Origin of the sequence: uncultured Leifsonia sp., from assembly GCF_945957465.1 — a bacterium.
In the GTDB taxonomy this organism is placed as follows: Bacteria; Actinomycetota; Actinomycetes; order Actinomycetales; family Microbacteriaceae; genus Leifsonia.
Window position 1 is genome coordinate 19,301 of sequence record NZ_CAMFLC010000007.1, and the last position, 14,147, is coordinate 33,447.

At 68.9% G+C, this 14,147-nt stretch carries 12 protein-coding genes; 5 read left to right on the plus strand and 7 right to left on the minus strand.

The window, feature by feature from the left end; genetic code table 11:
* Positions 1–12: 12 nt before the first annotated feature.
* From Q0Q23_RS05355 to Q0Q23_RS05370, 4 genes are all read right to left on the minus strand, one after another.
* Positions 13–1,299, minus strand: a complete 1,287-nt coding sequence (locus tag Q0Q23_RS05355; protein ID WP_295120527.1) for a DUF445 domain-containing protein — start codon at positions 1,297–1,299, stop codon at positions 13–15.
* On the minus strand, positions 1,296–2,405 hold the full coding sequence (locus Q0Q23_RS05360) for an aminopeptidase P family protein (RefSeq protein WP_295120788.1): 1,110 nt from the start codon (positions 2,403–2,405) through the stop codon (positions 1,296–1,298). The genes Q0Q23_RS05355 and Q0Q23_RS05360 overlap by 4 nt, the downstream gene beginning before the upstream one ends.
* Positions 2,406–2,440: 35 nt before the next feature.
* The gene (locus Q0Q23_RS05365; protein ID WP_295120530.1) at positions 2,441–3,601 is read right to left on the minus strand and encodes an acyl-CoA dehydrogenase family protein; all 1,161 of its coding nucleotides are present in this window, start codon (positions 3,599–3,601) and stop codon (positions 2,441–2,443) included.
* A gap of 103 nt (positions 3,602–3,704) precedes the next feature.
* Positions 3,705–4,460 carry an SDR family NAD(P)-dependent oxidoreductase gene (locus Q0Q23_RS05370; RefSeq protein ID WP_295120533.1) on the minus strand — a complete coding sequence of 252 codons (756 nt, stop codon included), beginning with the start codon at positions 4,458–4,460 and terminating at the stop codon, positions 3,705–3,707.
* Positions 4,461–4,520: 60 nt separating this feature from the next.
* Here Q0Q23_RS05370 and Q0Q23_RS05375 point away from each other — a divergent pair, with 60 nt between their 5' ends.
* On the plus strand, positions 4,521–5,171 hold the full coding sequence (locus tag Q0Q23_RS05375; RefSeq protein ID WP_295120536.1) for a TetR/AcrR family transcriptional regulator: 651 nt from the start codon (positions 4,521–4,523) through the stop codon (positions 5,169–5,171).
* Here Q0Q23_RS05375 and Q0Q23_RS05380 read toward each other — a convergent pair.
* Positions 5,143–5,751 (minus strand): TetR/AcrR family transcriptional regulator, encoded by a 609-nt coding sequence (locus tag Q0Q23_RS05380; RefSeq protein ID WP_295120539.1) that lies wholly within the window; start codon positions 5,749–5,751, stop codon positions 5,143–5,145. The two genes, Q0Q23_RS05375 and Q0Q23_RS05380, sit on opposite strands and share 29 nt — an antisense overlap.
* Before the next feature lie 105 nt (positions 5,752–5,856).
* Between Q0Q23_RS05380 and Q0Q23_RS05385 the strand changes: the two genes are divergently transcribed.
* Both Q0Q23_RS05385 and Q0Q23_RS05390 read left to right on the plus strand, forming a co-directional pair.
* Entirely contained in the window at positions 5,857–7,002 is a 1,146-nt protein-coding gene (locus Q0Q23_RS05385) for an ABC transporter permease (RefSeq protein WP_295120543.1), read from the plus strand.
* A gap of 9 nt (positions 7,003–7,011) precedes the next feature.
* A complete protein-coding gene (locus Q0Q23_RS05390) occupies positions 7,012–7,992 on the plus strand; it encodes an aldo/keto reductase (RefSeq protein WP_295120546.1) in 981 nt (326 codons plus the stop codon).
* Positions 7,993–8,037: 45 nt separating this feature from the next.
* Here Q0Q23_RS05390 and Q0Q23_RS05395 read toward each other — a convergent pair whose 3' ends face one another.
* Positions 8,038–8,937, minus strand: coding sequence for a hypothetical protein (locus Q0Q23_RS05395; protein WP_295120549.1), 900 nt, complete (start codon positions 8,935–8,937; stop codon positions 8,038–8,040).
* A gap of 118 nt (positions 8,938–9,055) precedes the next feature.
* Positions 9,056–10,267 (minus strand): MFS transporter, encoded by a 1,212-nt coding sequence (locus tag Q0Q23_RS05400; protein WP_295120552.1) that lies wholly within the window; start codon positions 10,265–10,267, stop codon positions 9,056–9,058.
* A gap of 262 nt (positions 10,268–10,529) precedes the next feature.
* On the opposite strand from Q0Q23_RS05400, the gene Q0Q23_RS05405 reads away from it, so the two are divergent.
* Positions 10,530–13,022, plus strand: coding sequence for a ribonucleoside-diphosphate reductase subunit alpha (locus tag Q0Q23_RS05405; RefSeq protein ID WP_295120555.1), 2,493 nt, complete (start codon positions 10,530–10,532; stop codon positions 13,020–13,022).
* 111 nt (positions 13,023–13,133) lie between these two features.
* Positions 13,134–14,123 (plus strand): ribonucleotide-diphosphate reductase subunit beta, encoded by a 990-nt coding sequence (locus Q0Q23_RS05410; RefSeq protein WP_179605301.1) that lies wholly within the window; start codon positions 13,134–13,136, stop codon positions 14,121–14,123.
* Positions 14,124–14,147 lie beyond the last annotated feature (24 nt).

Here is a 14,147-nt window from a genome sequence, read left to right on the forward strand (position 1 = left end):
CTGCGAGACCGCTCAGAAGGCTCCGGCGATCAGCGTCGCGATCGTGTAGATCGCCAGGCCGGCGAGCGCTCCGACGACCGTCCCGTTGATCCGGATGAACTGCAGGTCGCGTCCCACCTGGGTCTCGATCTTGTCGGTGGTCTCCGCCGGGTCCCAGCCACGGACCGTCTCGGTGATGACGCTCGCGATGTCGTGCCGGTAGGTTGCGACCAGATAGCGTGCGGCGCCCGAGATCCGTTCGTCGAGGGAGGCGCGCAGCTGAGGGTCGGCAGCCACCCGCTCGGCGGCGTCGGCGAGAGCTGCCGCGGCGCGCTGCCGCAGCACGCCGTCGGGGTCGGTGAGGGCGTCGGTCGCCGCCGTGCGCGCGGCGGTCCACACCGAGGCCGCCAATTCGCGGATGCGCGGGTCGTCGAACGCGCGCGCCTTGGCCGACTCGAGCCCGGCGATCGTCTCCGGGTCGTGCTGGAGGCGGTCACTGAGCTCGGCGAGGTAGCCGTCGAGCGCGCGCCGGGCGCGATGCGTGGGATCGTTGCGGACCTCGCCGACGAACCGGCGCAGTTCCTGGTGCACGCGCTCGTCCACGAGGCGGTCGACGAACGACGGCATCCACGACGGCAGCCGTCCGGAGACGAGGTTGGACAGTGCGTCGGGGTGGATGACGAGCCAGTCGTCCAGCCGGTCGAGGAGCAGGTCGACCGCGTCGTGGTGGCCTCCGGAGGCGAGGATGCGCTCTCCCAGCCGGCCGATGGGCGGTGCCCACTCCGGGTCGATGACGTGCGTGCGCACGACCGCTTCCACGGCCTCGCGCATCCGGTCGTCGTCGAGCAGTCCGGTGAGCCCCACGACCGCGCCGGAGGCTTCGGCCACGACCCGCTGCGCGTTGCCCGGCTCCATCAGCCAGCGCGCGACGGCGCCGGACACGTCGTAGGCGGCCAGGCGTGCGGCGACGACGTCGTCCGACAGGAATTCGGTCTCCACGAAGTCGCCCAGGCTCTCGCCGATCTCGTCCTTGCGGCTGGGGATGATCGCGGTGTGCGGGATCCGCAGGCCGAGCGGATGACGGAACAGGGCGGTCACGGCGAACCAGTCGGCGAGCGCGCCGACCATCGCGCCCTCCGCAGCAGCACGCACGAACCCGAGCCACGAGTAGCGGTCCTGCAGGGCGAACGAGACGGCGACGATCACGGCGGCGACGACCAGCAGGCCGGTGGCGAGCAGCTTCATCCGCCGCAGCGCCCGGCGCCGTTCGGCGTCGCGGTCGGCCGTCGCCGTGGTTGCGGATGCGGATGCGGATGTCACTGGACGATGTGCAGGTCACGGCTGGTGTTGTTCAGCCGCTGTGCTCCGCCGGAGGTGGCGACGACGATGTCCTCGATGCGGACCCCGAATCGCCCCGGCAGATAGATGCCCGGTTCGATGGAGAAGCACATGCCGGCGACGATCGGCTGCTCCTCGCCCTCCACCAGGTACGGCGGCTCGTGAGTGGTCGTGCCGATGCCGTGGCCGACGCGGTGGATGAAGAACTCGCCATAGCCGGCCTCCGCGATCACGGACCGGGCGGTCCGGTCGATCTCCTGGAGCGGCACCCCGACGGCGACCGCCTCGAACGCGGCCTGCTGGGCGCGCTTGACGGTCTCGAAGACCTCGTGCTCCTCGTCGGTCGGCTCGCCGACGTGCACCGTGCGGGTCGTGTCGGAGCCGTAGCCGTCCATCAGGCCGCCGAAGTCGAGCACCACCATGTCGCCCTGCTCGATGATCCGCGGGCCGGCCTCGTGGTGCGGGTTGGCGCCGTTCGGTCCGGAGCCGACGATGGTGAAGTCGACCTGGGAATGCCCGTGCTCCCGCAGCAGACGGTCGAGGTCGGCCGCGACCTCGGTCTCGGCTCGGCCGGCGAATGCCAGCGACAGGACGTCTTCGAACGTGGCATCGGCGGCGGCGCCCGCGGCAGCCAGCCGATCGATCTCGTCCGGCCCTTTGACGGCACGGAGCATCGGCAGCACCGCCGAGAACGCCTCGAATCGCACATCGGGGAGGACGTCGTGCAGTGCGAGCAGGTGCAGCGCCCACGCCGAGTCCGAGATCCCGTAGCGGCCGCCGGACCACAGCTGGTCGACCAGCGGTCCGTGCTCGTCCTCGCCGTCCGCCCAGGTGACGAGCCGGATCAGGCCGGACGCGCGCGTCGCGCCCGCGCTGTCGCGTTCGAGCACGGGGACCACCATCGTCGGCTCGCCGTCCCCCGGGATGACCAGCATCGTGAGCCGCTCCGTGGCCGGCGGCAGGTAGTCGGCGAAGTACGCCAGATCGGGGCCCGGCGCGACCAAGAGGGCATCCAGGCCCGCGTCCTTCGCCTGCGCCGCACCGCGCGCCAGGCGCTCGGCGAAGTGACGCTCGGTGATCTCCTGCATGACGCCTCCCGTGTCGGTCGGTTCGATGTGCCGGGTCAGTCCTCGACCGGTCCGAGCCACGCGTTCGCGACGGTGCTGTGCGCCGACTCGGCGTCGGAGGGATGGAAGATCCCGGCGAGCACGTCACGGTACAGCCGGCCGAGCTCGCTGCCCGCGAAGAAGGTGGAGCCTCCGGAGACCCGGATCGCCTGATCGACGACGCGCCGCGCGGTCTCGGTCGCCCGGATCTTCATCCCCACGAGCTTCGGGAACCACTGCGAACCGTGGTCCGCCCGGGTGTCGACGTCGCGCGTGATCGCGTCGAGCTGGGGGAGGAGGGCGTCCTGGTCGATGGCGGCGTCCGCGATCCGCCAGCGGATGTCCGGGTCGCTCGCGTAACTCCGGCCCTCGTTCTTGAGACTCGTCCGGCGGTGCGCGGCGGCGACCGCCAGCTCCAGCGCCCGGGCGCCGATCCCGGTGTAGACCGCAGCGAGGAGGAGCTCGAAGTTGGCGAAGATCGCGAACACCAGCGGGTCCGGGTTGGGGCCGGGATCGAGGCGGCGGACGATCCGGTCGGCCGGTGCCGTCGCCCCGGTGAGCACGGTCGTGCTGCTCTGGGTGGCGCGCATCCCGATGGTGTCCCAGTCCTCGCGGATCTCGAATCCGCCGGCCGCACGGTCGATGAACCCGTAGACGATCTTGGGCGCGTCGTCGCTCTCGGTGTCGAAGCCCATCGTGCCGAGCCGCGTCCAGGCGGGCGACAGCGAGGTGAAGATCTTCGTGCCGGCGTACTGGTACGAACCGTCGGGCTGCGGCGTGGCCCGGGTGGTCGACCCGAACAGCACCAGGTCGTTGCCGGCCTCGCTGAGTCCGAACGCGAACACCTCGCCGGCTCCGGCCTCCCGCAGCAGGAACTCCAGCGAGTCGTCGCCGCGGTCGCGGAGCGTCTTGGCCACTCCCGTCCAGACCAGGTGCATGTTGACGGCGAGCGCGGTGGCGGGCGCCGCGCCGGCCAGCCGCACCTGCAGCCGCGCGGTCTGCTCCAGCGACAGCCCGAGGCCGCCGAACTCGACAGGGACGAGCGCCTTGAGGTAGCCGATGTCGGCCAGCTCGGCGAAGTCTTCGGTGAAGAAGCGGTTCTCGGCGTCGTACTGGGCGGCGCGGGAGCGGAACCGCTCCAGGCGCTCCTCGCTCAACAGCTCGTCGTGCTCGGTCACGTTCCCCACCCTAGATGCCGCGACACCGAGGGGCACCCAAACGCCCCTAAAACCACGTTTTAGGGGCGTTCAGACGCCCTTCGCGGCCCTACTGCGCCGGGTCTTACTGCGCGGTGTAGCCGCCGTCCACCAGGTGGTAGCTGCCGGTGATGAACGACGCGGCGTCGGAGGCCAGGAACGCGACCAGCGCCGCGACCTCCTCCGGCTCGCCGAGGCGGCCGAGGGCGTGCTTGCCCTCGAGGAACTGCAGCGCCTCCTGGCTCAGGTTGGCTTCCACCAACGGGGTCTTGATGAAGCCGGGACCGACGGCGACGACGCGCACCTTCTTGTCCGCGTACTCGAGCGCAGCGTTCTGGGTGAGGCCGAGGAGGCCGTGCTTCGCGGTGACGTAGGCGGACGAGTTCGCGAAGCCCACGCTGCCCAGGATGGACGCCATGTTGACGATCGCACCCCCGCCGTTGACCGCCATGGCGGTCAACTGCGGCTGCATCGAGTACATCACCGCGTTGAGGTTGACCTCGATGACTTTGCGCCAGCCGTCGAGCGAGTAGTCGGCGACAGGGGCCGCCTCGCCGCCGATGCCGGCGTTGTTGACAGCGATCTTCAGCGGGGCCAGGGCGTTCGCGGCCTCCACGCTCGCCGCGGCGAACGCCGGGTCGGTGACGTCGCCGGCGAGTGCGGCGGCGGTCCCGCCCGCGGCCTCGATCTCGGCGGCGACGGCCTCCGCGTGCTCGGCGTTCAGGTCGGTGACCAGGACCGCGGCGCCGCTGGCCGCGAGGGTCAGTGCCACTGCGCGTCCGATGCCCGAGCCTCCACCCGTGACGATCGCGGAGCGGTCGGCGACATCGTACTGAGCCATGGGAAATTCTCCTTCCAGTTATCCGACATCTGTCGGATAAATCCATTGTACGATCGATTCGTGAACACGGGCGATGCCGAACGGAGTCGGGTGGGTGCGCTCGGGGCGAACACGGCCGCGCCGGCCGAACCGCCGCGGCTGGATGCCCGGCAGGAGAAGACGCTCGCCCGGCTCACGGACGCCGTGCTCGAACTCGCCGCGGGGCAGCCGATCGGCGACGTCACCGTCTCGCGCCTGGCCGCCACCGCGGGCGTGCACCGGTCGACCGTCTACGAGTACGCCCCCTCTCCGGCCGCGCTACTCCAGCGCGTGCTCCGGACCGAACTCGACGCCCTCCGTGCCGCGTACCTCGTCGACGTGGCTCCCGACGACGCCGGCGCCGCCATCGCCGGGGTCACGCGCGCGGTGCTCCGGCATGTCGATGAGCACGCTGCGATCTACCGGCGCGGGCTGGGGGCCGAAGGAGCGGAGTCGGGGCTGAACGCGATGCTGAGCGAGCACTTCCAGGGCTCCATCGAGCTGCTGCTCGACCAGCACAGCGTCTGGGTACCGGCTGCGGACGAAGTGGAGCGGCGCGCGATCGAGCGCTACCTGGCCGACGGGATCATCGGCGCGATCGACGTGTGGCTCACCCGTCCGCGACCGCGCGACGTGGAGGCGCTCCTCGCGCTGCTCGAGCGGCTCACTCCGGCGTGGTGGCCGTCGGCGTGAGCGTCACGCCCTCCACGACGTCGAGATACGTCGGCCCGTCGAACCCGTCGAACAGGACCGTCTGGATGACATAGCCCTGCACGAGGCTCATGTAGACGGACGACTCGCGTTCCGCGCGGCGCCGTGCCTCTTCGCGGGACATCGTCTGCGCGTGCCAATCGGTGAGATAGTCCGTGAACATCGTGCGGATCCGGTCGCCGATCGCCGTCGACATGCGCTTCAGCCCCGGATTGATCGGCACCTGGCCCCAGACCTGCACGAGCAGCTGCACGTCGATGATGTGCGAGGTCAGACCGGTCACGAGCAGGCGCACGATCTCGCCGGGGGAGGCGAGCGGCTGCGTGGTGCGTGCCTCGGCGACCTCCAGGAATCGCGCGTCGAGGATCTCCGACGCGGTGAGCTCGATCAGCTCGTCCTTGCCGGCGTAGTGCCCGTAGATCGCCCCCGCCGACAGGCCGGACTCGGCGATGATGTCGGCCATCGACGTCGCGGCGAAGCCGTTGCGGGCGAAGCAGCGGAGCGCGGCCTGGGCGATCTCGTGGCGCCGCGCACTGCGGTACTCCTCGGTGACCTTGGGCATGCGGCCTCCTCGTGGAAACGGCGGAAAAGGAATGTTCGTTCTTGACAATACTGTCGCTGCTGTCGATTATAAAAAACGAGCATTCGTTTTTATTGGGAGTCCACCATGAGCACCAGCATCGAGCGGGACGCGGAGCGTCCGGCAACCGAGACAGACACGGCGTCATCGCACCGCGGTACGCACCCCAGCGGCCCCGGGAATCCCTCCGCACCTACCGTGGTCCACACCCCGTGGGCACGCGCGCTCGCGCTCGCCGTCGGGGCGGCGGCCGTGGTCGTCGTCATCCTCCTGGCCTTCCTCTGGCCGACCGTCACGTCAACGGTCAAAGACCTGCCGATCGGCGTCGCCGGGCCGTCCGCCCAGGTGACCGCGGTCGAAAAGCAGCTGTCCACCGCGGGCGACGGAGCATTCGCGCTCGCAACCTACGACAGCAGGAACGCCGCAGTGGACGCCATCCGGAAGCGCGACGTCTACGGCGCGATCGTGCTCGGCGACCACCCCGAGGTGCTGACCGCGTCCGCCAACGGCGCCGCGGTGACGCAGATCCTGAACCAGGTGGCGACCACAGTGCAGAAGCAGGCGAACGCGCAGGCGGCCGCCGCGGTCCAGCAGGCGATCGCCGCGGGCACGGCGCCGGCGGGCACCACGCCGCCCACCATCACGGTGAAGGTGACCGACATCGTCCCGCTCGCCTCGACCGACGCGCGCGGGCTCGGGCTGGCCGCGTCGTCGTTCCCGCTGGTCCTCGGCGGGATGATCGGCGGCGTGCTCATCTCGCTCCTGGTCGCGGGCAGCTGGCGTCGGCTGGCCGCCGTCGCGCTCTACGCCGTCGCGGGCGGCCTTGCGGTCGCCGGCATCCTGCAGGGGTGGTTCGGCATCCTGCAGGGCGACTTCTGGCTGAACACGCTCGCCGTCGGACTGGCGATGTTCGCGACGGCGGCGTTCGTCGTCGGCATGAACGCGCTCTTCGGCCGGGTGGGCATCGCCGTCGGCGCGGTGCTGACCGTGCTGGTCGGAAACCCGCTGTCGGCGGTCGCCCAACCGCTGCAGTTCCTGGTCGGGCCGTGGGGGGCGATCGGCCAGTGGTTCGTGCCGGGCGCGTCGGTCTCGCTGCTGCGCGACCTGTCCTACTTCCCGTCGGCGGACGCGCTGTTCCCGTGGCTGGTGCTGCTGGGCTGGGCGGCCGTCGGTGTCGTCGGGATGCTCGCCGGCCACTTCCGCGACCAGGAGGTCACGGAAGCGGCGGCCTAGGCTGGGGCCATGCAGCAACGAACTCTCGGACGCACCGGGCGCGACGTCTCGGTCATCGGTCTCGGAACCTGGCAGCTCGGCGCCGACTGGGGCGATGTCTCGGAGGCCGACGCGATGGCTGTCCTGGACGCCGCGACCGAGTCGGGCGTCACCTTCTTCGACACGGCAGACGTCTACGGCGACGGCCGCAGCGAGCAGCTGATCGGCCGCTACCGTGCGGCGCATCCGGAGCTGCCGTTGACCGTGGCGACCAAGATGGGCCGTCGCGAAGCGCAGGATCCGGCGAACTTCACGCTGGCGAAGTTCCGGGAGTGGACCGACCGCTCGCGCCGCAATCTCGGCGTCGACAGGCTGGACCTCGTGCAGCTGCACTGCCCTCCCACCCCGGTCTTCTCGAACGCGGCCGTCTACGACGCGCTCGACACCCTGGTCGACGAGGGTGCGATCGCGAACTACGGCGTGAGCGTCGAGACCTGTGCGGAGGCGCTGGAGGCCATCGCGCGGCCGGGCACCGCATCCGTGCAGATCATCCTGAACGCCTTCCGGCTGAAGCCGCTCGACGAGGTGCTTCCGGCGGCGCGGGAGGCCGGGGTGGGCATCATCGCGCGGGTTCCGCTGGCCTCCGGTCTGCTGAGCGGCCGCTACTCGGAGTCGACGACCTTCTCGCCCGACGACCATCGCAGCTACAACCGCCACGGCGAGGCGTTCGACGTCGGCGAGACCTTCTCGGGCGTCGACTACGAGGACGGTGTGCGCGCGGCTCGGGAGTTCGCCGCACTCGCGCCGCAGGGCGCGACGCCGGCACAGGCGGCCCTCGCCTGGGTCATCGCTCAGAGCGGCGTGACCACCGTCATCCCCGGCGCGCGTTCGCCTGAGCAGGCCCGGGCGAACGCGGCCGCCAGCGGCGTCGTGGTCACGGACGGCTTCTCCGAAGCCGTCCGCGCCCTCTACGACCGCTACTTCCGCGCCACCACCCACCCCCGCTGGTAGCCGAGACGTGAGTAATCGTGGAAATCGGCCCGCCGATTTCCACGATTACTCACGTCTCGTCGTCAAGAGCCGAGAGAGACGGGCGATGAGAGGGGCGGGGGCGTGGAGGTCTGCCGCGGTGACGCGGACGACACGCCAACCGAGATCCTCGAGGTCTTCCCGCCGCCGGATGTCGCGGAACCACACGTCGCGGTCGACGCGATGGCCGTCTCCCTCGTATTCGAGCACGACGCGCTGGTCGGGAAAGGCCATATCGACACGTGCGAGAAACGCCCCGTCGCGCTCGTGGATCAGGTAATTCAGCTCCGGTTCGCAGAGCCCGGCATCGCGGATGAGCAAACGGAGCCGGGTCTCGGCGGGCGACTCCGACCGCGTTCGGATGAGCGGCAGCGCAGCGCGGGCGTTCGCGATTCCTCGACGGCCGGCGGAGGATCGCACAGCGACGACGAGTCGCTCGAGCGTGGTCAGCGGGTGCCGATAGCTCACCAGCCAGTCGCCGGCGGAAATGAGGGCGTCGCGTCCGAGCACCCCGGCGAGATCGAGCCAGGTCTGTTCGGGTGTCGTCACGGGGAGACCGCGAACGGTCGTGGTGGACCACGCGGCCAGTGTGTGCCCGATGACGGACGCGGCCTGTACCGCGCGTTCGCCTCGCGGGACGCTGACATGGAGTCGGTTGTGGTCACGCGCAGCCAGTGGGAGCGGCGCCCCGAGCAGCTCAGCAGCCGTCGTATGGCTGAAGGCGAGTCGTTCGTCGCGGTGGAGGAGGAAGGCGCGGCAGCGCGCGTCGAGGTCGTCTGCGTGACCGGAGAGCCGGACGCCTCGGATCGGGGTGACGAGGTCCTTCGCACGCAGCCGGCCGGCGGTGACCCGGCGCTCTTCTGCGTCGCGGGTCCGGAACGGACCCGACGTCAATTCGATCGGTAGTGCAGTGGCTCGTCTTCCCATCCCGCCACCCTGCCCGACCCGCGCCGCCTGTGCAGGCACTCTCCACAGGCAGGGATCGAGACGTGACTAATCGCGGGAATGCTGTGGATGATTCCCGCGATTACTCACGTCTCGGAGGTCAGGAGGGCTGGACCGGGACGGGCTCGGTGTCGGGGATGGGGGAGGCGTCGCGACCGCGGAGGTCGGGGTGGACGCGCACCGCCAGCGCCGGCACCAGGAACCCGACGAGCGCGAAGGCGCCGGCCGCCCAGAACGCGCCGACCGGGCCGTTGGCGTCGATCAGGAAGCCGGCCAGCGCGGAGCCGAGTGCCGCGCCGATCAGCTGCCCGGTGCCGACCCAGCCGTACGCCTCCGCCGTGTCGGAGAATTTGACGCTCGCCGAGACGATCGCGAACAGCACCGCCAGTGCCGGGGCGATTCCGAGCCCCGCGATGATGAGCGACAAGGACAGTCCCCACCACGACCAGAGCATGAACGTCGAGATCACCACGCCGACGAAGACGATCAGCATGCGGCGCGCAGTCGCCCACGGCCCGATCGGCACGTGGCCGAACGCCAGGCCGCCGACGAGCGACCCGAGCGACCAGATGGCGAGCACGATGCCGGCGAACGGGGACCCCTCGCCGAAGTTGGCGACGACGCCCGCCTCGACCGCGGCGCAGGACCCGATCAGCAGGAACCCGACGACGGTGGCCAGGAGCACGGGAGGCCGCGCCAGCACCATCCCGAACCGGCGCTTGCTGCGCGGGATGCGCACGCGCCCGACCTCGGGCGAGGAGATGAACCAGAAGCCGCCGAGGAGCATGATCGCGACCGACATCAGGATGCCCTCGACGGTGCCGATCTGGGTCGAGACGAACGTGATCGCCACCGGCCCGGCGATCCAGATGATCTCTTGCGCCGAAGCGTCGAGCGAGAAGAGCGGGGTGAGCTGACGCGAGTTCACCATCTTGGGGTAGATCGTGCGCACCGCCGGCTGGATCGGCGGCATGCTGAGGCCCGCGAAGAACGCGACCGCCATCGTGACCGGGATGGGCATGACGAAGACGCCGATCGCCGCGACGGCGACGGAGCACAGCGCGAGCGTCGTCCACAGCACGGTGCGCATGCCGAGCACGCCCATCAGCCGACTCGTCATGGGCCCCGCGATCGCCTGGCCGATGCTCATCGCACCGAGCACGAGGCCGGCCGCCCCGTAGGAGTGGTGGATGCGTTCGATGTGCAGCAGGAAGGCCAGCGAGAGCATCCCGAAGGGGAACCGGGCGGTCAGCTGGGCGGCGATGATCCGCGCGACGCCGGGCGTCTTCAGAAGGCTCGAGTAGCTGCTCACAGTCTTCCCACTCTATCGGTCGGAACGGGCCGCGGAAGGGGCGTGAAACCCGTTCGAGGGGGTGTGGAAATGTGCATAACTTCTTCACACCTGTGGATGACACGCCCACTAGATATGGGGGCATGGAAATGTCGGTACCCGGCTATATAGTGGTTCACGCGACAGGGGGTCCGGCTCGTTCTCGGGGAGGCCGGAGGCCGTCGCGACCGACTTCGCCGCTCGCCGAGCGGCACATTGAGATCGAGAGATCGAGGGAGAGATAGTGGCTATCACTGTTGTGAAGCGGAACGGCGAGCGGGAGCCGTACGACGCCAACAAGATCAACCTGGCCATCGAGAACGCGGCTGCCGGCCTGGATGAGAACATCACCTGGGTGACGCAGATCGCGAGCGAGCTGGAGTTGACCCTGTTCGACGGCATCACGACCCAGCAGCTCGACGAGGCGGTCATCCAGGTCGCCCTGCAGAACGTCAAGGACGACCCGGCGTTCGACACCGTCGCCGCACGCCTCCTCCTCAAGACCATCTACAAGCGCGTGCTCGGCGACTACGAAGGCGCCGACGCGCTCGTCGACCTCCACCGCTCGCACTTCCGCGGCTACATCGAGCGCGGCGTCGCCGAGACCCTGCTCGACTCGCGGTTCACCTCGCTCTTCGACCTCGACCGCCTCGCCGCGGCCCTCGACCCGTCGCGCGACGAGCTCCTCAAGTACATCGGCGTGGTCACGTTGAACAACCGCTACGGCATCAAGGCGCGCAACGGCGACTCGCTCGAGGTTCCGCAGTACTTCTGGATGCGCATCGCGATGGGCCTCTCGCTCAACGAGGCCGACCCGACCTCGCACGCTCTCGCCTTCTACGACAAGATGTCCAAGCTCGAGTACCTCGCGGCGGGCTCCACGCTCGTCAACGCGGGAACGGCGTACCCGCAGCTCTCCAACTGCTTCGTGATGGAGATGCAGGACGACATCGAGCACATCGCCAAGTCGGTCCGCGACGTGATGTGGCTCACGAAGGGCACCGGGGGCATCGGCCTCTCGGTCACCAAGCTGCGCGCGCAGGGCTCGCCCATCCGCTCGAACAACACCACCTCCACCGGCCCGATCCCGTTCATGCACACGATCGACTCGGTGCTGCGTGCGGTCAGCCGCGGCGGCAAGAAGTTCGGCGCCCTCTGCTTCTACATGGAGAACTGGCACCTCGACTTCCCCGAGTTCCTCGACCTCCGTCAGAACTCCGGCGACCCTTACCGCCGCACCCGCACCGCCAACACCGCGGTGTGGATCAGCGACGAGTTCATGAAGCGCGTGCAGAACGACGAAGACTGGTACCTCTTCGACCCGCTGGAGGTCGCCGACCTCAACGAGCTGTACGGCAAGGAGTTCTCCGCCCGTTACCAGCACTACGTCGACGAGGCCGAGGCCGGTCGCCTGCGGATGTTCAAGAAGATCAGCGCGCGTGCGCAGTTCAAGGACATCCTGATGAGCCTGCAGACCACCAGCCACCCGTGGCTGACCTGGAAGGACACCATCAACAACCGCGCCCTCAACAACAACACGGGCACGATCCACCTCTCGAACCTCTGCACCGAGATCACGCTGCCGCAGGACCGCGACAACGTCTCGGTCTGCAACCTGGCCTCCATCAACCTGTCGCGTCACCTGATCGACGGCAAGATGGACTGGGAGCGCATCGAGGCCAGCGCCCGCCAGGCCGTGCGCCAGCTGGACAACCTGATCGACATCACCGTCTCCAGCGTCGACGAGGCCGATTTCTCGAACAAGCAGAACCGGGCGATCGGCCTGGGCGTCATGGGCTTCACCGACATCGTCGAGCGCCTCGGCTACAGCTACGAGAGCGAAGAGGCCTACGCCCTGATCGACGAGATCATGGAGCACGTCTCGTACGCGGCCATCGACGAGAGCGCCGACCTGGCGCAGGAGCGCGGCGCCTACCCGAACTTCGAGGGATCGCGCTGGTCGAAGGGCCTCGTGCCCTACGACTCGATCGCCCTCACCGAGGCCGACCGCGGGGTGCCGATCACGGTCGACCGCACGATCCGCCTCGACTGGGACCGCCTGCGCGAGAAGGTCAAGGGCGGCATGCGCAACGCCACCCTGATGGCCATCGCCCCCACGGCCTCCATCGGCCTGGTCGCCGGCACCACGCCGGGCTTCGACCCGCAGTTCTCGCAGATCTTCAGCCGGTCGACCTCCTCGGGCAAGTTCCTCGAGGTCAACCGCAACCTGGTCGAGACGCTGCAGGAGCGGGGCATCTGGCAGGACGTCCGCGAGTCGATCCTGCGCTCGCAGGGCGACATCCAGGGCATCGCCGCCATCCCGGACGAGGTCAAGGCCACGTTCAAGACCAGCTTCCAGCTCTCGCCGTACGCCTTCATCGAGGTGGCCGCGCGCGCCCAGAAGTGGATCGACCAGGCGATCAGCCGCAACATGTACCTCGAGACGCGTGATCTCGGCGACATGATGGACATCTACTACGCGGCGTGGGAGAAGGGTGTCAAGACCACCTACTACCTGCACATGAAGCCGCGTCACCAGGCCGAGCAGTCGACCGTCAAGGTCAACAAGGCCGAGGAGATCTCGGGAGGCCGCACGGGCTTCGCCACCGTGGGTGCAGGCGCACCCGCCGCTGCCCCCGCCGTCACCGAGACCGCCCCGGCGGCCGCTCCCGCTCGCCGCGGGTTCGGCTTCGGCGGTCTCACCTCCAACACCACGGCTGGCGGTGAGAGCAAGTGAACAGCACCAAGATCGAGGAGTACTACGTGCCGGTCGACCCGATGGACGACCTGCAGTGCGAGTCCTGCCAGTAGCCCGCCAGCACGAGATCACGAGAGAAGAGAAGAACAGATGGGCATCCTGGGAACGGGAATCGAAGAGGGCCTGCTGCTCAAGCCGGTGAAGTACCAGTGGGCGATGGACCTCTACGACCAGGCCGTCGCGAACACCTGGTTCCCCAACGAGATCCAGCTCGGTGAGGACATCGCGGACTTCAAGCGGATGACCGACGAGGAACGTCACGCGGTCACCTTCCTGATGAGCTACTTCAACCCGAACGAGCTCCTGGTGAACAAGGCGCTGGCGTTCGGCGTGTACCCCTACATCAACGCGGCGGAGGCGCACCTCTACCTCGCCAAGCAGATGTGGGAGGAGGCCAACCACTGCATGTCGTTCGAGTACGTCCTCGAGACGTTCCCGATCGACCGCGAGCAGGCGTACAACTCCCACGTCGACATCCCGTCGATGGCGCGCAAGGAGGAGTTCGAGGTCCGCTTCATCAAGCGGATGACCGAGCAGGCGCTCGACATCACGACGACCGAGGGCAAGCAGGACTTCATCCGCAACCTGGTGGCGTACAACGTCATCCTCGAGGGGATCTGGTTCTACTCGGGCTTCATGGTGGCGCTGTCGTTCCGCCAGCGGAACCTGCTGCGCAACTTCGGGTCGCTGATCGACTGGGTGGTGCGCGACGAGTCGCTGCACCTCAAGTTCGGCATCAACCTGATCCTCACCGTGCTGGAGGAGAACCCCGACCTGCAGACGCCGGAGTTCGCGAACGAGATCCGCCAGATGATCCTGGACGCCGTGGAGATGGAGGAGCAGTACAACCGCGACCTGCTGCCCGGCGGCATCCTGGGCCTCAACGCCAACTACATCAACCAGTACGTCAAGTACCTGGCCGATCGCCGCCTGGAGGAGCTCGGCTTCGAGGCCGAGTACAAGGTCTCCAACCCGGCCAAGTGGATGGCGACCGCCAACGACACGCTCGAGCTGGTCAACTTCTTCGAGTCGACCAACACGTCGTACGAGTCGAACGCGAAGGCGTCCAGCGGGCACTGAGTTCCTGGCGTCACGTCCGTCGAG